This window comes from Pseudomonas sp. NPDC089547 (assembly GCF_050280665.1).
Lineage (GTDB): Bacteria > Pseudomonadota > Gammaproteobacteria > Pseudomonadales > Pseudomonadaceae > Aquipseudomonas.
The window spans coordinates 35,523-55,718 of sequence record NZ_JBNNVS010000025.1 but is presented as its reverse complement, the minus strand read 5'-3'; the positions used below and the strand labels follow the sequence as shown (position 1 = coordinate 55,718).

The 20,196-nt window shown below is 66.2% G+C and carries 6 protein-coding genes; 3 read left to right on the top strand and 3 right to left on the bottom strand.

Translation table 11 applies throughout. From position 1 onward, the window contains the following. Positions 1 to 537 (bottom strand): (2Fe-2S)-binding protein, encoded by a 537-nt coding sequence (locus ACQKPZ_RS17890; protein ID WP_427540585.1) that lies wholly within the window; start codon positions 535 to 537, stop codon positions 1 to 3. Next, positions 530 to 3,361 (bottom strand): xanthine dehydrogenase family protein molybdopterin-binding subunit, encoded by a 2,832-nt coding sequence (locus ACQKPZ_RS17885; protein WP_427540582.1) that lies wholly within the window; start codon positions 3,359 to 3,361, stop codon positions 530 to 532. Before ACQKPZ_RS17885 ends, ACQKPZ_RS17890 begins: the two co-directional genes overlap by 8 nt. A gap of 283 nt (positions 3,362 to 3,644) precedes the next feature. Here ACQKPZ_RS17885 and dsbD point away from each other — a divergent pair, with 283 nt between their 5' ends. Genes dsbD through dsbG form a run of 3 tightly spaced genes read left to right on the top strand, consistent with a single transcriptional unit; the run spans position 3,645 to position 6,953 of the window. Further along, the gene (gene dsbD / locus ACQKPZ_RS17880; protein WP_427540579.1) at positions 3,645 to 5,357 is read left to right on the top strand and encodes a protein-disulfide reductase DsbD; all 1,713 of its coding nucleotides are present in this window, start codon (positions 3,645 to 3,647) and stop codon (positions 5,355 to 5,357) included. Next, positions 5,357 to 6,193: a prolipoprotein diacylglyceryl transferase family protein gene (locus tag ACQKPZ_RS17875; protein ID WP_427540576.1), complete on the top strand. Its 837-nt coding sequence runs from the start codon at positions 5,357 to 5,359 to the stop codon at positions 6,191 to 6,193. The genes dsbD and ACQKPZ_RS17875 overlap by 1 nt, the downstream gene beginning before the upstream one ends. A 1-nt stretch (position 6,194) precedes the next feature. Beyond that, positions 6,195 to 6,953, top strand: coding sequence for a thiol:disulfide interchange protein DsbG (dsbG, locus tag ACQKPZ_RS17870; RefSeq protein WP_427540573.1), 759 nt, complete (start codon positions 6,195 to 6,197; stop codon positions 6,951 to 6,953). Positions 6,954 to 7,087: 134 nt separating this feature from the next. On the opposite strand, the gene ACQKPZ_RS17865 is transcribed toward dsbG, so the two are convergent. Then, the gene (locus ACQKPZ_RS17865; RefSeq protein WP_427540570.1) at positions 7,088 to 20,041 is read right to left on the bottom strand and encodes a non-ribosomal peptide synthetase; all 12,954 of its coding nucleotides are present in this window, start codon (positions 20,039 to 20,041) and stop codon (positions 7,088 to 7,090) included. Positions 20,042 to 20,196: the final 155 nt, after the last annotated feature.

Genomic DNA, 20,196 nt, shown 5'->3' with positions numbered 1-20,196 from the left:
TCAACCCTCCTTGACCAGACCGAGGTCGTTGAGCACCTTGCGGGTGGCATCGTAGTAACGCACGTAACCGGTGCAGCGGCAGATGTGGTGACCGAGGCTGGCCTCGATGCGGTCCTGCACCTCGCTGTTCTTCAGCGGCTGGCGCTGGGCGGTCTCCACCAGCACCGTGGCGGCGTTGACGAAGCCCGGCGCACAGTAGCTGCACTGGAAGGCGAACAGCTCGACGAACTTCTGCTGGATCGGGTTCAGCGTCAGGTTGCCGCTCTCGTCCTGCCTGGAGTGGCCTTCGATGGTACGGACCTTCTTGCCCTCGAAGTAGTGGGCGCCCGTGATGCAGGTGCGCACTTCCTCGCAGGTACCATCGGGGTTGTCGACGATCACCACGCAGGCGTGGCAGATGCCCTGGCCACAGCCCAGGCGCGAGCCGGTGAGGTTCTGGTGTTCGTGCAGGTAGTCGATCATTGCCAGGTCATCGGGGACCTCGACCGGGCCGACCGGTTGACCGTTGAGGGTCAGTTGCAGTGGGCGGTTAGCCATTGAGGGCCTCCTTGATACGGGCTGGGGTGATGGGGAGATCGCGCACGCGCTTGCCGATGGCATGCGCAACGGCGTTGCCGATGGCACCGACGATCGGGATCATCACCACTTCGGCGATGCCCTTGGACGGGTCGGTCGGTGACAGCGGCGGGAGGATTTCGCTGGTCTGCGTCCACACTGCCACGTCGCGCGCATGCGGCAGGCGGTAGCGGTTGAAGTTCCAGTCGCCCTCCCCGGGCCCGCCCTCGTACAGCGGCATTTCTTCGGTCAGCGCGTGGCCGATGCCCATGGCGATACCGCCTTCCAGCTGGCCCTTGACCAACTCCGGCACCAGCACCCGGCCGCACTCGATCCAGCTGTGGTGGTTGAGCACTTGCGTCTCGAAGGTGCCCTTGTTGACCTTGACCTCAACGATGGTCGCTACAGGGCTGTAGTAGGTGACCATGGCGTTGTTCAGCTGGGTGTCGGGGTAGCTGGCGTTCTGCCGGTCGAGCAGCTGGTAGCCGTGGCTGCTCATCTGCGCCTTCTTGGCGTTCACCGCGCCATCGCCGTATTTCACTGCCAGGGCGTCGAGCGGGAAGCGCTCGCGTACGCCGTCGATGACAAAGTCGGCCTCGGCCCAGCTCCAGCGGTTGAAACCGTGCACGCTGGCGCCGGTGACCAGGCCCATGTCGTGGGCCTTCTGTGCCAGCTGGGCAAACGGGATCGGCTGCAAGCCGTTGCCGGTCAGCGCACCGTTGACCCATACCGCGTTTTCCCGGCGCACCACCAGCGGGTTGGCCTGGCCGCCATGCGGGCCCTGGCTCCAGATGGCCATGGCTGCCGGCCACAGGCCGTGGTTGAACAGCACACGCGCCGCTTCGCGGGTGGCATGGCTGAAGTAGAACGCCGAGTTGGTCGCCGACGAGGGCGATGCCAGCTTGCCGACCCAACGCGGGTTGCGCAGCGCAGCGTCCTGTTCAGGCTGGCTGATGAGGTACGGGTTACCGCTGGTGCTCAGTTGCAGCTCTGGCCATTCGGTCACGGCGGTTTTTACTTCGTCGGCCGGGCGGCCCAGGAAATCGCTGACCACCAGGGCCTGGGAGGTGGACATGCCGGTGCCCAGCTCGGTGCCGATGTGGCGCAGGCTGATACGGCCGTCGCGGCTGAACTCAACACTGGCCATCGGTGCTTCAGAGCCGGTGCCAAAGTCTTTCTGGCAGATCGCAAAGCCCACGCCATACCAGTGGTCCTGATCCTGCGCGTCCATCTGCCGCTTGCGGGCGTCGCGGTTGCGCCACCCGTCATGCACGGCAGCCTTGTCGAGGATCTCGTACAAGCGCAGGGCACCGGCCGGGACCGCACCCTGGGTGTTCTTCATGCCCGACTTCAGCGCGTTGGCGCGGCGCAGCTCGATGGCATCGACGCCCAGGCGCCCGGCAATCTCGTCCACCATCATTTCGGTGGCCGCCATGCTTTGCAAGGTGCCGTAGCCGCGCATGGAGCCGGCTTCGACACCGCGCGAATAGTAGGCGGTTACCGACAAGTCGTTCTGCGGCATGTAATAGATCGATTGCGCGGCAGTAGCCCCCACCGCAGCTACCGACGGGCTGTAGTTGATGCGCCCGCCGCCATCGCAGCTCATGTCGGCGCGGAAAATCTTGAAGCTGTTGTCCTTCTTGTCCACGGCCAGCTGGTAGCGGATATCGAAGGCATGGCGCTTGATGCCGCTCTGGAACTGCTCGTAGCGGTCGTTGGCCAGGCGGATCGGCACACCGGCGCCGTAAAGTGCGGCCACGGCGGCGTAGAAGACGAAGATATTGTTGTCTTTCGAGCCGTAGCCCACGGTGTAGCCCGGGTGCATGTTCAGCGTGTTCAGGACGAAGCGCGACGGCTTGATCATGTGCACGCATTCCTGCGCCACTTCGAACGGGCACTGGGTCGCGACCACGAAGTGCAGCGTGCCAGTCGCCGGGTCGTACCAGCCGTTGCCATTGTCCGGCTCCAATGCGGCGGGCTCGATCGACGGCGTCTTGTAGCGCTCGTCGAACACCAGCCAGTCCTCGGGCGGGTTGTCCAGTTGCTCGGCCATGCGCCGGGCGTAGAACAGCCCCTGCTCGGTCAGGTCGCCGTGCTGGTTGGGCTGCTTCGACCACACCGGCTTGCGGTTGAGAATGGTGGGGAACAGCATGGAATTCTTCAGGCTGGAGAACTCATCGTCATCAAACGGCGTGGCACCGCCCACGCGCACAAAGCGGAAGCTGCCGTAAGGGTCGCGCTGGTACAGCGGCGCCTGGGCGCCGTAGCGGATTGCCTTGTCGTTGAACTGCAGCTTGCGCTTGGCCTGGCGGAAGCGTTCGAAGTCGTGCCAGATGAGGATGGCGACCGGGTGGCCAATGAACATCGGCACCTTGCCAGGCGGCAGCAGCGGGTCGGGCGAGTGCGCCTCGGGCCAGGCGATACCGTCCTTTTCCAGGTCGGCGGCAGTGACGATGCGGTCGGGCTGCAAGTCGGTACCGAGCAGGCTCAGGTCATGGCCAGCATAAATGCGGTCGGCCTTGGTCGCCTTCAGCAACAGCGCATGGCCCTGCTGCGCCGGCCAGCCGGGCATGTCCTTGGCGCGGATGTCGCGGGCGAACACCTTGTCGCCGCACACCTTGGACAAGGCATCGTTACGTATACGCGCCTTGCCGTCATGGTTCATCCACTTCTGCGGCGAGGTGGTGACGCGTTCTTCCATCAGCGCGGCAAATGCCTGGCTGCCAAGTGGCGCCATGGTCACGCCGACACCAGCGATCAGGCCGCCTTGCAGGAAGGCGCGCCGGGAAATATCACGGTTGGACATGCTTGATCCTCTGGGCAGCAGGGGGGTCTGCCCATCTTTTTTTGATTCTTGTGCGGGGGACTCGGAAGGGTGAGAACCTTGTCGCGCGAGTCAGAAAAAACTGACTTCTACGTCAACTTTACAACAAGAATGTGGCCATAAGCAAAGTCAAGCCGACAATATGTCGCGGTGTGTCCAAGCTGACGTGCGGATCTGTAGGACCGCTGTTGTAGGACCGGGTTAACCTTGGGTTAATCGACTCCAGCCAGCATGGCTCCATTCCTAGATCTGCCAAGGCGAAGACATGCGCGTTCTCCTGCTCTTCCTTACACTGCTGCTGGCCGGCCCGTTGCAGGCCAACCCGTTCAACGTGAAACCGGACTTCCTGCCGGTCGAGCAGGCTTTCGTGCTCAGCCACGACCGCCAGGCCGACGGCCAGATGCGCCTGTACTTTCAGATCAAGCCGGGCTACTACCTGTACCAGAAACGCCTGAAATTCGACGGCCTGCCACCCGAGCAGCACCCGCAACTGCCAGCGGCGCTCAACCACCATGACGAGTTCTTCGGTGACAGCGCGGTGTACCGCGACCAGCTCGAACTGCTGCTGCCGGCCAATGCCCAGGGCCAGTTGCGCCTGGGCTGGCAGGGCTGCGCCGACGCCGGCCTGTGCTACCCGCCGCAAACCACCTCGATCGACCTTGGCGGCAGCGTGGCGCCGGCCGCCGAACAAGCCAGCGACCAGGCATTGGCCAGTGGCCTGCAACAGGGCCACCTGGCCTGGAGCCTGCTGGCGTTCTTCGGCCTGGGCCTGCTGCTGGCCTTTACCCCCTGCTCGCTGCCGATGCTGCCGATTCTTGCCGGGCTGGTGCTGGGCAATGGTGCCAGCGCCCGACGCGGCTGGCTGCTGGCCGGGGTCTATGTGCTGAGCATGGCGCTGGTGTACGCCGCGCTGGGCGTAGTCGCCGCGCTGCTGGGCGCCAGCCTGCAAGCGTGGCTGCAACAACCCTGGCTGCTGGGCAGCCTGGCAGGGCTGTTCGTGCTGCTGGCGCTGCCGATGTTCGGTGCTTTCGAGTTGCAACTGCCTGCCGCCCTGCGTGACCGCCTGGACCGCGCCGGGCAAGGTACCCGTGGTGGCAACCTGTACGGTGCAGCGCTGCTCGGTGCGTTGTCGGGCCTGCTAATGGGGCCGTGCATGACCGCGCCTCTGGCCGGCGCGTTGCTGTACATCGCCCAGAGCGGCGATGTGGTGCAAGGTGCGCTGGTGCTGTTCAGCCTCGGCTTGGGCATGGGCGTGCCGCTGCTGTTGCTGGTAACGCTGGGCAACCGCTACCTGCCGCGCCCAGGCGCCTGGATGGAGCGGGTCAAGGCCGTGTTCGGCTTCGTGTTCCTGGCCATGGCGCTGTACACCCTGCGCAGCCTGCTGCCCGCCACCCTGCTGCTGGCGCTGAGCGGCGCCTGGCTGATCGCCCTGGCCTGGGCCAGCTGGCCGGCCCTGCAGCGCCTGCCAGCATTGCGCGCCGTGCCACTGTTGGGTGCCCTGTGGGGTGGCCTGTTGCTGGTAGGCGCCGCGGCAGGTGGCGACGATCTGTGGCAGCCGCTGCGACCGTTCGCTGGTGGTGGTACGCCTGTTGCTGGTCAGCATGCCGAGGACAGCTTCGTCACGGTGAGCCGCCCCGAAGACCTGCAACGTGAACTGGATGCGGCCAAGGCCCGTGGCCAGTGGGTGATGCTCGACTACTATGCCGACTGGTGCGTGTCGTGCAAGGTCATGGAAAAGCAGGTGTTCGCCCGCAGCGACGTGCAAGCCGGCCTGGCCGGCGTGCACCTGTTGCGACTGGACGTGACCGCCGACAGCCCGGCCAGCAAAGCCCTGCTGCAACGCTACCAGGTACCCGGCCCGCCCAGCATCATCTGGATCGGCCCGGAGGGCGATGAGCGCCGTGCACGCCGTATCACCGGTGAAGTCGACGCCGCCGCATTCCAGCAACACTGGGCCCAGACCAGGAGCCAAGGCTGATGCTGACCGTAACCCTCGGGCCACTGACCATGGCCCTCAACCACCTGCTGATGCTCGCCGCTCTGGGGATTGCCTGTGTTGTCGGCTGGTGGGTCGCCCGGCGTGGTGGCGAAAGCCCGGAGTCTGCACTGTTCAACCTGTTCCTGATCGGCGTGCTGGCTGCCCGCGCAGGCTTCGTGGTGGCCTACTGGCCGATGTACCGCGATGAGCCGTTGCAGATCATCGACATCCGCGACGGTGGCTTCCTGTTCTGGTCGGGCCTGGCCGGTATCGTCCTCGCGGCCCTGTGGCAGGGCTGGCGCCAACCGGGCCTGCGTCGCCCGCTGGGCTGGGCGCTGTTCAGTGGCGCATTGTTCTGGGGCCTGGCGAGCCTGAGCGGGCACCTGTACAGCAAAGGCACCGAGCTCCCGGAGCTTAGCCTGCGCAACGCAGGCGGCCAATCCGTCGCATTGCACAGCTACCGTGGCAAGCCGCTGGTGATCAACATCTGGGCCACCTGGTGCCCGCCCTGCCGCCGGGAAATGCCGGTGCTGCAACAGGCGCAAAGCGACTATCCGCACGTGACCTTCCTGTTCGTCAACCAGGGCGAGACCCCGGAAAACGTCAGCACCTTCCTTGCCACCACCGGCCTGAGCCTGACCCACGTGCTGTTCGACGGCACCGGTCTGCTGGCGCAGCGCGTCGGCTCCATGGCGCTGCCCACCACCCTGCTTTATGACGCCGACGGGCGGCTGATCGGCAGCCACCTGGGCGAGCTGTCCCGGGCCAGCCTGCGCCACGCCCTGGAACCTTTCGACCGGGCCACTGCGCCCACCCCCGCCGTACAAGGAAACTGACATGCGACTGACTGCACTGCTGCCCCTGTCCCTGGCCCTGCTGGCCGCCCCAACCTTGCAGGCCGAAGAGCTGCCCAAGGCCGTTCAGCAACTGCAAGCCAAGGGCGCCGTGATCAAGGGCAGCTTCGATGCACCCAATGGCCTGCGCGGTTACGCCGCCGAGTACCAGAACAATGCCCTGGCCCTGTACCTCACCCCCGACGGCAAGCACGTGCTGGTTGGCAACCTGTTCGACGAGCAAGGCAAGGACCTGAGCGCCGAGCCGCTGGAAAAGCTGGTCTATGCGCCGATGAGCAAGGAAATCTGGGCGAAGATGGAGAAAACCGCCTGGATCGCCGATGGCAAGGCCGATGCGCCGCGCAAGGTGTACCTGTTCAGCGATCCGAACTGCCCGTACTGCAACATGTTCTGGGAACAGGCGCGGCCATGGGTGGAGTCGGGCAAGGTGCAATTGCGCCATATCATGGTCGGCATCATCCGCGAAGACAGCCCGGGCAAGTCGGCGGCGCTGCTGGCAGCAAAAGACCCGGCCAAGGCATTGCAGGACCATGAGAAGGCCGGCAAGGCCAGCAAGTTGAAGGCACTGGAGCAGGTGCCGGAAGCGGTGCAGCAGAAGCTGGCAGCGAACATGGCGCTGATGGAAGAGATGGGGTTGCAGGCGACGCCGGCGATTTTCTATCAGGATGAAAAAGGCAACCTGCAGAGCCAGCAAGGGGCACCGCGGCCGGAGATGCTGGGCAAGATTCTCGGCAAGCGCTGAGATATTGGCTGCCAGGACCGGCCCTTTCGCGGGCTCGCCCGCTCCCTCAGGTATTGCACCGGCCTTGGCAACGGCGCAGTACCTGTGGGAGCGGGCAAGCCCGCGAAGAGGCCGGTGCAGGCTAGCCAATCACTTCAGAGTCCCTCCAGCTCGGCCATCAGGTCGCTCAGCCGGTCGACCTTGTCGTCATCCAGCGCGCTGCCCTGCAACCCTTGCACATACTCGGCCAGCTCCTCCACCGTGCTGCACTCGAACATCGCCCGCAGCGGCACGTTCAGCTGCAACTGCTTCTGCACCCGCGAAGCGATCTGCGTAGCCAGCAGCGAATGCCCGCCCAACTCGAAGAAGTTGTCGTGCACCCCCACCCGCTCGGCCTTGAGCACATCGGCCCAGATACCGGCCAACACTTCCTCCAGCTCGTTGCGCGGCGCCTGGTAGGCCTGGCTGTGCTGGCCGCCGATGTCGATGGCCGGCAGCGCCTTGCGGTCGAGCTTGCCGTTGGCGTTGTGTGGCAGGTTGTCGAACCACCCCCAGTGCAGCGGCACCATGTATTCCGGCAACTCGGCACGCAGGCGTTGCTTCACCTGCTCCAGCAACGCGGCGTCGGCAGCAATGCCCTGGTGTGCCACCAGGTAACCGACCAGATGCTTGCCATTGACGCCTTCCTGCACGCCAACCGCAGCATCGCGGATTTCTGCCTGCTCGTGCAGGCGCGCTTCGATCTCGCCCAGCTCGATCCGGTAACCACGGATCTTCACCTGGTGGTCAATGCGCCCGACGTATTCCAGCACCCCGTCCGGGCGCTGCCGCGCCAGGTCGCCGGTGCGGTACAGGCGCTCGCCCGGCGCTCCGTAAGGGTGAGGCACGAACGCCAAGGCCGTGCGCACCGGGTCGCCGACATAGCCCCGGCCCACCCCGGTGCCCGCCACGCACAATTCGCCCACCGCACCCAGTGGTACCAGCGCCTGGTCCTCGCCGAACAGGTACAGGCGATTGTTGTCGGTCGGCGTGCCGATGGGCAGGTAGCTGCCTTGGGTTGACGCAACATCGACGCGGAAGAACGCCACGTCATCCGAGCATTCTGCCGGGCCATAAGCGTTGACCAGGCCGATCTGTGGGTAACGTTGCAGCCACTGCGCCGCCAGCTCCGGGGGCATCGCCTCGCCGGTCGGCAACATCCACCGCAGGCCATCCAGGGCCTGGTGGTCGTTGGCCAGCATGCCCTGGATCAGCGAGGGCACGCTTTCCAGCACCGTGATGCCGGTGGCTTGCACATGCGCCAGCAGGCCCTGCGGATCATGGGCGATGGCATTCGGCACGATCTCGACCTTGGCGCCAAACAGCGGCGCGGCGAGGAACTGCCACACCGAAATGTCGAAGCTCTGCGAGGCAGTCTGGGCGATCACGTCCTGCTCGCTCAGCGCCAGGTACGGCACCTTGCTCAGCTGGTTGTTGAGCATGCCGCGCTGTTCCACCATCACCCCTTTCGGCAGGCCGGTGGAGCCTGAGGTGTAGATCACATAGGCCAGGTTGTCCGGGCCGCTGTGGATACCGGGGTTATGGCTGGCCACGGGGCTGGACTGGATGTCTTCCCACACCAGCAACTGTGGCCGTACCGCAGCGTCCAGTTCGCCCAGCAGTTGCCGGCCTTGCTCGGCACAGGCTGCGCTGCACACCAGCACCGGGGTGCGGCTGAGCTGGATGATGCTTTGCAGCCGCGCCGCCGGCAGGCCCGGGTCCAGCGGCAGGTAGCCGGCACCGGCCTTGAAGCTGCCGACGATCATGCCCAGCAGCGGCAGGCCACGCTCGGCCAGCAGCGCCACCGGCTGGTCCACCTTCACGCCCGCCGCGATCAGGCTGTGGCCCAGGCGGTTGGCCGCCAGGTTCAGCCCGGCGTAGTCGTACGACGCCTCCAGGCAACGGGCAACGGTACGTTCCGGGTGCACCGCCACCTGCGCTTCGAACTGCGCAACGTAGCTCTGCTCTAGCGGATAAGCCCGCTCGGTGTGGTTGCAGTCTTCCAGCAGGAAGCGCTGCTCGTCGATGCCCAGCATCGGCAGTTCGCTCACCTCGCCCTCGAACCCTTTCACAAGGGCCAGCAACAGGCGCTTGAACTCGGCCAGCAGGCGCTCGACGGTCGGGAAGTCGAAGTAGCGCTGGTCGAACGACAGGTGCAGGCCCAGGTCGTCACCGGGGTAGCACACCGCTGTCAGCGGGAAGTTGGTATGTGTACGCCCCGAGTCGGAGCTGGCGTTCAGGTGCTGGGCGTGGTCGAGCACGGCGGTTTCCACCGGCGCATTCTCGAACACGAACAAGCTGTCGAACAGCGGCTGGCCCTTGGGCAGTTCGCTGCAGTCCTGAATCGCCACCAGCGGCAGGTATTCGTACTCACGCAGCTCCATGTTGCTTTGCAGCAGGCCTTGCAGCCACTGGCGAACGCTGCAGCGCTCACCCGCTACCGGCAATTGCACGCGCAGGGCAACGCTATTGATGAACAGGCCGACGGTGCGCTGCATCTGCGGCATGCTGACCGGGCGCCCGGCCACGGTTACGCCAAAGGCCACGTCACGGTCGCCGCTGTAGCGCGCCAGCACCAGGGCCCAGGCCGCCTGGGCGAACGTGTTGACGGTCAGTTGGTGAGCCTGTGCCAGTTCGCGCAGGCGCACACCCTCACTCACCTCCAGGCGGGTGTAGCAGTCGCCAACCACCATGCCGCTACCGGCGTGGTCATGACGCAACGGCCGGTCGCTGGGGATGGCCGTGGCGCGTTCGAAACCGGCCAGGTTGGCCTGCCACCAGGCGCGTGCATCGTCCAGGCCCTGGCGTTGCAGCCAGCCGATGTAGTCGCGGTAACGCGGTGGTACCGGCAGCTGTGCCTGACGGCCTTCGCCAAGGGCCTGGTACACCTCGAAGAAGTCGTTCATCAACAGCGAGCGGCACCAGGCATCGATCAGGATGTGGTGGTTGCTCATCATGAACCAGTAGCGCTCGTCGGCCACGCGCACCAGGCGCAGGTGGAACGGCGCCTCGCTCAGCAGGGCGAACCCGGCCTCGCGCTCCTGCTTGTGCAGGGCTTGCAGACGCAGCTCCTGGGCATCGTCCGCGAGGCCGCGCCAGTCCTGGTAATCCACCGTCAGGTTGCCCGGTTTGTGGATGATCTGCAGCATCGCCTCGCCGCTGTTCCAGCTGAACGATGCGCGCAACGCTTCGTGGCGCGCCACCACGGCCTGCCAGGCCTGGGCGAAACGCTCGGGGTCCAGGGCGCTGTTGATGCGGTAGCGGTCCTGCATGTAGTAAAGGCCCGTGCCCGGCTCCAGCAGGGTGTGCAGCAGCATGCCTTCCTGCATCGGCGTCAGTGGGTACACATCCTCGATCTGTGCCGCGGGTACCGGCAATGCGTCAATCTGCTCCTGGCTCAGGTGCGCCAACGGGAAGTCCGATGGGGTGAAGCTGCCGTTGCCATCGGCCAGGCAATGGGCGACCAGCGCCAGCAGCTCCTGGCGATAGGCTTCGGCCAAGGTGGCAATGGTGCGCTCGTCGTAGCGTTCGGCACTGAAGGTCCAGCGCAGTTGCAAGGCACCGCCATACACCTGGCCATCGACGCTCAGCCAGTTAGGCAGCGGTGCGTCGAGGTCATGCGCCAGGCCGGCCGGGGCTTCCAGCGGCTGGAACAGCGCTGCGCTGTCGAACTGCTGGTCGAACTGGCCCAGGTAGTTGAAGGTGATGCGCGCCTGCGGCAAGGCCGCCATCTGCTCACGCCCGGCCGGGTCGGCCAGGTAGCGCAGCACGCCATAGCCCAGGCCTTTGTGCGGCACCTGGCGCAGTTGCTCCTTGATGCGCTTGATCGAACCGGCACGCGCCGCCTCGTCCTCGCCTGGCAGCGGGCGCAGGCTCAATGGATAGGCGTTGGTGAACCAGCCGACACTGCGGGTCAGGTCCATGTCTTCGAACAGGCCGTCACGGCCGTGGCCCTCAAGCTGCACCAGCACTTCTTCATCGCCGCTCCAGCGGCACAGGGCACGCGCCAGCGCCGTCAGCAGCAGGTCGTTGACCTGGGTGTGGTAGGCCGCCGGGGCCTGTTGCAGCAGTTGCCGGGTCTGTTCCACGTCCAGGCCGATGGCCAGGGTATGGGCGTGGCGATGCAGGTTGCCACCTTGCGGATGGTCGCACGGCAATTCGCGGCGCACGCCGCCCAACTGGCCTTGCCACCAGCCCAGCTCGTCGCGCAGCGAATCGCTGCCGGCGTAGCTGGCCAGGCGCGAGGCCCAGTCGCCCATGGCGTGGGTCTTTGTCGGTAGCGGCTGGCCACGGTACAACGCTTGCAGGTCTTCCAGCAGTACCCGCCAGGACACGCCATCGACCACCAGGTGATGGATTGCCAGCAACAAGCGCTGGCCGCTCTGCCCGTCGCGCACCAGCAAGCCACGCAGCAACGGCCCCTGTTGCAGGTCGAGGCTGCGCTGCAGGTCGGTGTACAGCGCCTGGCAATCCGCGAAGTCGGCAACGGTAGCGGTCCACAGCAGTTGCTCAGTACCAGGCTGGGCGTACTCGGCCTGCCAGCGGCCACCGGCCTCATTGAAGCGCAGGCGCAGGCTGTCGTGGTGCTGCACCAGTGCAGCCAAGGCCTGCGCCAGCGCGGCTTCATCCAGCGGCTGACGCGCCTCCAGCAACACCGTCTGGTTCCAGTGCTGCGGCTGCGGCACCTCGCTGTCGAAGAACCAGTGCTGGATCGGCGTCAGGCCGGTCTGGCCCTGGCGCTGGCCCTGCTCGATGGTGCTGGCGGCTTCGCTGCGTTGAACAACGGCTGCCAAGGTCTGGATGGTCTGGTGCTGGAACAGGTCGCGGGGGGTGAACTGCAAGCCGGCCTGGCGGGCGCGGCTGACCACCTGGATCGACAGGATCGAATCGCCGCCCAGTTCGAAGAAGTTGTCCTGCACGCCGACCTGGGCAACGTTGAGCACGTCGCGCCAGATTTGCGCCAGCAGCGCCTCCACCTCGTTGCCGGGGGCCTGGTATTGCTGGCGTGCCTGTTCCAGGTCGGGCAGCGGCAGGGCACGGCGGTCGAGCTTGCCGTTACCCATCAGCGGCAGGCTGTCGAGCAACACCAGGTGCGCGGGTACCATGTAGTCCGGCAGGTGCTGGCGGGCATCAGCCTTCACCGCATCGCGCAGCAGGTTTTGCGCCTCGCTACCGGCAGCGGCCTGCTTGCACACCAGGTAACCCACCAGTTGCTTGCCACCGGGCAAGTCGAGGGCCAGTACCACCGCCTCGTCGACATCGGCATGCGCCTGCAAGCGGCTTTCGATTTCGCCCAGCTCGATACGAAAGCCTCGTATCTTCACCTGCTGGTCAGCACGCCCGACGTATTCCACCAGGCCATCCGTGCCCAGGCGCACCAGGTCGCCAGTGCGGTACAGGCGCCCGCCTTCGGCGCTGAACGGGTCAGCAACGAAGCGCTCGGCGCTCAGCCCCGGGCGGTCGTGATAACCCTGGGCCAAGCCAGCACCGCCGATGTACAGCTCGCCAATGCCCCCCTGTGGCAGCAAGGCCAGGTCTTCATCGAGGATGTAGGCAGTACGGCTACCAATGACGCGGCCGATCGGCACGCTGCCCAGCTCTGCCGGCAGCGTTTCTGGCGCCAGGCAGGCCAGCGGCATGACCACGGTTTCGGTCGGGCCATAGGCGTTGAAGAACTGCTGCGGCGCAAAGGCCTGGCGGATACGTTGCAGGTGCTCGCCGGTCAACGCTTCGCCACCGGTAATCACCAGGCGCACCGGCAGTGGTTCGCCCTGCCCGCCCAGGTATTGCGCCAGCTGGCTACCGTAGCTGGGGGTGAAGCCAAGAATGCTCACCTGCTGATCACGCACCAACTGGCAGATTTCTTCGGCACCCCACTGCCCTTGGGCACGCAGCACCACGCGGGCGCCGCACAGCAGCGGCACCCACAGGCGTTCGCTGGCGGCGTCGAAGTTGATCGAATAGAAATGCAGCTCGCAGTCGTCGCTGCGCATGCCGAAGGCGGCGATCACCGCCTGGCAATGCATGGCGAATTCGCCATGGCTGACCACCACCCCCTTGGGCTTGCCGGTGGAGCCAGAGGTGTAGATCAGGTAAGCCTGGTGCTGCGGCAGGTTGAGGTTGTCCAGCGGTGCATCGCTGTAGGCCGACAGGCTTGCGGCATCGTCTTCCAGGCTCCAGCGGGCCACGCCTTGCGGCAGCTCGCCCAAGGTTTGCAGCAGCTCACGCTGGCTCAGCAGCAGGCCGATGCGGCTGTCTTCGATCATGTAGCGCAGGCGGTCGAGCGGGTATTCAGGGTCCAGCGGCACATAGGCGCCACCGGCCTTGAGGATGGCCAGCAGGCCGACGACCATTTCCAGCGAGCGCTCCAGCGCCAGGCCCACCCGCACCTGCGGGCCGACGCCACGTTCACGCAAGGCGCGGGCCAGGCGGTTGGCTTGCTGGTCGAGTTCGGCATAGGTCATGTGCTGGCCGGCGAAGGTCAGCGCACCCGCCTGTGGCGTGCGGGCCGCCTGGGCGGCGAACAGGCCGTGCAGGGTGTGGTCAAGGTCGAAATCGTGCTCGCCCTGCAACTGGCCCACCAGCACCTGCTGCTCGGCGCTGCTCAGCATTGGCAGCTCGCACAGGCGCTGTTGCGGGTTGTCGAGCAGGCCGACCAGCAACTGCTGCCAGTGCTCGGCCATGCGCGCAATGCGTGGCTCGTCGAACAGGTCACGGCTGTAGGTCAGGCAGCAGCCCAGGCGGCCGTCGAGGTCGGTCACCTCCAGGTACAGGTCGAACTTGGTGGCGCTGGCGTCGTTGACCAGGTAATCCACCTGCATGCCGGCCAGCGTGCGGCTTTGCTGGAAGGCCCAGCGTTGCACGTTGCACATCACCTGGAACAGCGGGTTGTAGGCGCTACTGCGCGGCGGCTGCAAGGCCTCGACCAGCTGATCGAACGGCAAGTCCTGGTGCGACTGGCCTTCGATGGCGGCCAGGCGCATCTGCTCAAGCAGCTGGCTGGCGGTCATCTGGCCGTCCAGCTCGCAGCGCAGCACCTGGGTGTTGAGGAAGGCGCCAATCAGGCCTTCGCTTTCCGGGCGAATGCGGTTGGCCACCGGCGCACCGATGCGCAGGTCACGCTGGCCGCTGTAGCGGTGCAGCAAGGCGGCCAGGGTGGCGGTCATGGTCATGAACAGGGTCAGGCCGCGCTGGCTGTTGAAGGCATGCACGCGGGCGACCAGCGCCGGGTCGAGTTCAAAGCGGTACAGCTCGCCACGGTGGCTTTGCACGGCCGGGCGCGGGCGGTCGGCGGGCAATGCCAGCACCGGGTGTTCGTCACCCAGGCGCGCCTTCCAGTAAGCCAGCTGGCGGGCGCCCTCGCCGCTTTCCAGCCACTGCCGTTGCCACACGCTGTAGTCCAGGTATTGCACCGGCAGCGGCGCCAGCGGCGATTCGCGGTCATCGACAAAGGCCTCGTACAGCTCGCCCAGTTCGCGGGCGAAGATGTCCATGGCCCAGCCTTCGGTGACGATATGGTGCAGGGTGAGGACGAAGAAGTGCTCGCGCTCTTCGGCCTTGACCAGGCAGGCGCGCAGCAACGGGCCACGCTCCAGGTCGAACGGCTGGTGCGCCTGGTCGTCGGCCAGTTGTTGCAGGCGTTGCTGGCGGGCATCAGCGGGCAAGGCGCTGAAGTCTTGCCAGTCCAGTTGCAGGCCGCTGTCTTCAGCCACGCACTGGTAGGGCACGCCGTCGATGCTGGGGAAGGTAGTGCGCAGGGTTTCATGGCGCACGACCAGCGCCTGCAACGCACGCTCGAAGGCGTCTACGTGCAGGGTGCCGCGCAGGCGCGCCATGCCGCCGACGTTGTACGCCGGGCTGTCCGGCTCCATCTGCCAGAGGAACCACATGCGCTGCTGCGAGTACGACAGCGGCACCGCCTGGCGGCGGTCGACGCGAGCAATTTCGCCTTGCAGGTTGCGCTCGCCGGCGTCGCGGATGCGTGCGATCTCGGCGCAGAACGCGCCCAGCTCGCTGGCTTCGAACAGCGCCTTGAGTGGCAGCTCGACATCGCAGGCCTGGCGGCTGCGCGAGACGATCTGGGTGGCCAGCAGCGAGTGCCCGCCCAGGGCGAAGAAGTCGTCCTGAAGGCCGACACGCGGCAGGTTCAGCACCTCGCGCCAGATGGCAGCGACCTGCTGTTGCAGCTCGGTTTGTGGCTCGACGTGTTCGCGTTGCTGCCACACCGGAGCCGGCAGCGCCTTGCGGTCGACCTTGCCGCTGGGGCCCAGCGGCATCTGTGCCAGCGGGATGAGTTGCGCCGGCACCATGTAGGCGGGCAGTTGTTCAGCCAGCACCGCCAGCAACTCGGCGGGTTGGGCACTGCCGCTGTAATAGCCGACCAGTTGCGCGCCGACAGCATCCTTGTGAATCAGTACCAGTGCCTGCTCCACACCCGCTTGCGCCAACAGGCAGGCCTGTACTTCCTCAGGCTCGACCCGGAAGCCGCGCACCTTCACCTGCTGGTCGAGGCGGCCGAGGTATTCCAGGGCCTCAAGCTGCACCTGCCAACGGGCGCGGTCGCCGCTGCGGTACAGGCGTTCGCCATTGCCATCGGCCTGGGGCACGAAACGCTCGGCAGTAAGGCCCGGGCGGCCCAGGTAGCCACGGGCCAGGCCCGCGCCACCGAGGTACAGCTCGCCCGGTACACCGGGAGCGGTCAGCTCCAGCTCATCATCCAGCACGCGGCACAGCACATTGCCCAGCGGGCGGCCGATTGGCGAGCGCTCGCCATCCGCCACCTGGCAATGCCAATGGGTGACGTTGATGGCGGTTTCGGTCGGGCCATAGCGGTTGTGCAATTGCACCTGCGGCAACACTTGCAGCACACGGTCACGCAAGGCGGCAGACAGTGCTTCGCCACCCGAGAACAAGCGGCGCAGGCTGGTGCAGGCAGCTGCCTGCGGCTCCTGGACGAACACTTGCAGCAGCGGTGGCACGAAGTGCAGCGTGGTCACACCATGGGCCTGCACCAGTGCGGCGATGCGCTGCGGGTCGCGGTGCTCACCGGGGCCGGCCAGTACCAGCTTGCAACCGGTGACCAGCGGCCAGAAGCATTCCCATACCGATACGTCGAAGCTGATCGGCGCCTTCTGCATCAGCACGTCGCTGTCATTCAACGCGTAGGCGGCCTGCATCCACTGCAAGCGCTCGGCCAGTGCCGCATGGGTGTTGCCTACGCCTTTAGGCTGGCCGGTGGAGCCGGAGGTGTAGATCACGTAGGCCAGGTTGTCGCCGTGCAGGTGCAGGCCCGGCGCGTGGCTCGGCCAGCTGTCCAGGTGCAACTGGTCGAGGGCGATGGCGCTGACGCCGCCGACTTGCGGCAGCTTGCCCAGCAAGCTGCTGTGGCTGAGCAGCAGGCCGGCGTTGCAATCGGCGAGCATGTAGGCCAGGCGCTCGGCCGGGTAGTCGACATCCAGCGGTACGTAGGCACCCCCGGCCTTGAGGATGGCCAGCAGGCCGACCAGCAACTGTGGCGAACGCTCGATGGCAATCGCTACGCAGGTATCGGGGCCGACGCCTTTGTCGCGCAGGTAGTGCGCCAGGCGGTTGGCTTGCTGGTGCAGTTCGGCGTAGTCGAGGCTACCGCCGTCCCAGGCCAGTGCCGTGCGCTGCGGGGTCAGGCGAGCCTGTTCGTTCAGTTGCTCGACCAGCAGACGTTGCGGCGCCTCGGCGGGCGCCTGGCCCCAGCCCAGCAACTGCGCTCGGCCAGCCTCGTCCAGCAATTGCACCTCGCCCAACGCTCGCTGCGGCGCGGCACACACCTGCTCCAGCAGCGCCAGCAGGTGGTGGGCCAGACGTTTGACAGTGCTGGCTTCGAACAGCTCGGCAGCATAGTCGAAGGCCAGGCTCAGGCGGCCCTGATGGTCTTCTTCACTGTGCAGTTGCAGGTCGAACTTGGCTTCGCGGCTGTGCCATGGCAGTTCCTCGGCCAGCAGGCCCGGCAGGCGGCGCAGGGCCGACAGGTCGCGCTGCTGGTGGTTGAACATGACCTGGAACAGGCCTTGCTCACGGGCTTCGGGCAAGGCTTCGACCAGCTGTTCGAACGGCAGGTCCTGGTTGGCCTGGGCGTCCAGGGTGGCTTGGCGCACCTGGGCCAGCAACTGCGTGAACGGCAGGCGGCCATCGAGCTGTGCGCGCAGCACCTGGGTGTTGATGAAGAAGCCCACCATGCCTTGGGTTTCCAGGCGTGGGCGGTTGGCGTTGGGCACGCCGACGCGGATGTCTGCCTGGCCGCTGTAGCGGTGCAGCAGCGCCTGCCAACCGGCCAAAAGGACCATGAACAGGCTGGCCTGCTGTTCGCGGGCCAGGCCCTTGAGTGCCTCAGCGAGCTTGGCCGGCACCTTGAGGTTGAAGCGTGCGGCGCTGTGTTCGCGCTGGCTGGTGCGAGGGTGGTCGGTGCACAGGTCGAGCACCGGCAGGTCATCGCCCAATTGTGCCTTCCAGTACTGCAATTGGCGTTCGGCTTCACCGTCGGCCAGCCATTGTCGCTGCCAGGTGCCATAGTCGGCGTAGCCCAGGGCCAGCGGTGCCAGGTTGGCTTCCAGGCCTTGGCAGCGGGCGGCATAGAGCTTGGCGAATTCCTCCAGCAGTATGTTCAGCGACCAGCCGTCGGCGACAATGTGATGCAGGGTCACCCACAGCTGGTGGTCTTCGTCGTCCAGGCGGGCCAGGGTCACACGCAGCAAAGGGCCTTGAGTCAGGTCGAACGGCAGGCGCGCCTCGGCTTCACGCTGGGCAGCGACCTGCTCAGCGGTTTGGCCTTCAAGGTCAAGGCGGTGCACGTTGAACGGCTGTAGCGCCAGGATGCGCTGCCGGGCCTGGCCGTCTTCCTCGCTGAAGACGGTGCGCAGCGATTCGTGGCGCTCCACCAGCGCCTGGAAGGCAGCTTCCAGGGCGTTTTCATCCAGTTCGCCACGCAGGTGCAAGCCCGCCGGAATGTTGTACGCCGCCGATTGCGGTTGCAGTTGCCAGAGCAGCCACAGGCGGTTTTGCGCCAACGACTGGGGCAAGGCCTTGGCGCGCTCCAGTGTGGCAATCGTTGCCGTGCCGGTACCGCCTTCGGCGATGATCAACGCCACGGCTTTGCTGTAATCGGCCAGCACCGGCGCTTCGAACAGGGTGCGCAGGCTCAGGTGAATACCCAGCTCATCGGCCAGTCGGGCGGTAGCCTGGGTGGCGGCGATGGAGTTGCCGCCCAGCAGCAGGAAGTGGTCGTCTGCCGCAACCGCCTCCACCTTGAGGATGTCGCGCCACACCGCAGCGATGCGTGCTTGCAGTTCATCGGCAGCACTCGCGCCTGCAACGGCTTCGCTCACATCCGGGAAGCGGGCATAGCAGTCCAGGCTGCCATCGCCCATGCGCAGGCGGCAGGCGGAGCGCTGGAGCTTGCCGCTGGAAGTCTTGGGCAGCGCACCCGGGTTCAGCAGCAGAACCACGGCCGGAGCCTGGCGGCAGGCATCGGCGATCACCTGGCGCAGGGTCTTGATCAGGTCCTGGGGCTTGAGTGCCTTTTGCACGTTGCGGCTGATTTCCACCGCCACGCCGATCCCCTCCTCGCCCTGGTGTTCGACGGCGAACACGGCCACCCGGCCTTTGCGCAGTACGTCAACTTCACGCTCGAGGGTTTTCTCCAGGTCCTGCGGGTACAGGTTCTGCCCGCGCACGATCAGCATGTCTTTCAGGCGCCCGGTGACGAACACCTCGCCCTCGCGCATGAAGCCCAGGTCACCGGTGCGCAGCCAGGTCTGGCCGTCCATTTCAACGAAGGTGCGGGCACTGGCTTCGGGGTTGCGCCAGTAGCCCAAGGCGATGCTCGGCCCGCCAGCCCAGATTTCACCCACCTGGTTATCGCCCAGCACCTGCAACTGCCGGGGCTCGACAATGCGCACGGCGTGCCCAGGCTGCGGGTAGCCGCAGCTCATCAGCACGCTGCCCTTGCCCGGTTGTGCGCGGTTGGCGGCGAAGGCTTCGGCGTCCAGTTCCAGCGCGGCGATACCCTGGCCGCGACGGCTGCCGCTGACGAACAAGGTGGCTTCGGCCAGGCCGTAGCTGGCGAAGAAGCTGGACGCATCGAAACCGCACGCCTGGAACTTGTCGGCGAAGGTGGCCAGGCTGTCCTGACGAATCGGCTCGGAACCGGAATAGGCCACGCGCCAGCGGCTCAGGTCGAGCCCGGCCAACGAGGCCTCGCTGACCCGCTCGCTGCACAGGCGGTAGGCGAAGTCGGGGCCGCCGCTGATGGTGCCGCCATACTCGCTGATGGCCTGCAGCCAACGCTGCGGCCGGGCCAGGAAGTAACCCGGCGACATCAGCACACACGGCACACCGCTGAAGATCGGCTGCAGCAGGCCACCGATCAGGCCCATGTCATGGTACAGCGGCAGCCAGCTGACGATCACGTCGTCGGGGTTGAGGTCGATGCCGAAGCCCTGGCGGATCAACTGCTCGTTGGCTACCAGGTTGCCATGGCTGACCTGCACGCCCTTGGGCAGCGCGGTGGACCCCGAGGTGTATTGCAGGAAGGCGATGTCATCGCCCTTCAACGCGGGTTCGCGCCAGCTCGCGGCCAATGCCGGGTCCAGGCCGTCCACCGCCAGCAGTTCGGGGGCGTTGTCTGCTGCCAGGGCCTCCAGGCCCTGCAAGTTGTCGTGCAGTGCCGCCACGGTCAGCAACAGGCGCGGCTCGGCGTCGTCGATGATCGACAGCAGCCGCTCCTGATGGTGCTGGCGCGCAGACTCCGGTGGATAAGCCGGCACAGCGATCACGCCGGCATACAGGCAACCGAAGAACGCCGCTACATAATCCGGGCCACTGGGGAACAACAGCACCGCACGGTCGCCAAAGCCGGCCCGGGCCTGCAAAGCGGCGGCAATGGTGCGCGCGTGCTGGTCGAGGTCCCGATAGCTGAGCACGGCCTGTTCGCCGGGGGCGTCGGCGAGAAAGCGCAAGGCGATCTTGTCCGGGGTCTGCGCTGCGCGTTGCGCCAGGGCCTGGACCAGCGAGAGCGGGAGTTCGAAGGCGTCCGTCATGGGGTGTTCCTGCCAGTGTCTGGTTGGGGCGAGCCGGCTGCTCCGCGATCTTGAGCGGGCAACGTAAGGCGGCTGGATGTACACAGGGGAACGGATGGGCAGGGGAAGAAATTAAAGGGATTGTTCAGGTGCAGAGGGGGCTGGAGGTGAACCGG

What these genes read in the sequence shown, in the direction of transcription:
- dsbD (WP_427540579.1), top strand. Translation starts at nt 3,645, where the DNA reads ATGCGCGTTCTCCTGCTCTTCCTTACACTGCTGCTGGCCGGCCCGTTG.
- dsbG (WP_427540573.1), top strand. Translation starts at nt 6,195, where the DNA reads ATGCGACTGACTGCACTGCTGCCCCTGTCCCTGGCCCTGCTGGCCGCC.
- ACQKPZ_RS17885 (WP_427540582.1), bottom strand. Translation starts at nt 3,361, where the DNA reads ATGTCCAACCGTGATATTTCCCGGCGCGCCTTCCTGCAAGGCGGCCTG.
- ACQKPZ_RS17890 (WP_427540585.1), bottom strand. Translation starts at nt 537, where the DNA reads ATGGCTAACCGCCCACTGCAACTGACCCTCAACGGTCAACCGGTCGGC.
- ACQKPZ_RS17875 (WP_427540576.1), top strand. Translation starts at nt 5,357, where the DNA reads ATGCTGACCGTAACCCTCGGGCCACTGACCATGGCCCTCAACCACCTG.
- ACQKPZ_RS17865 (WP_427540570.1), bottom strand. Translation starts at nt 20,041, where the DNA reads ATGACGGACGCCTTCGAACTCCCGCTCTCGCTGGTCCAGGCCCTGGCG.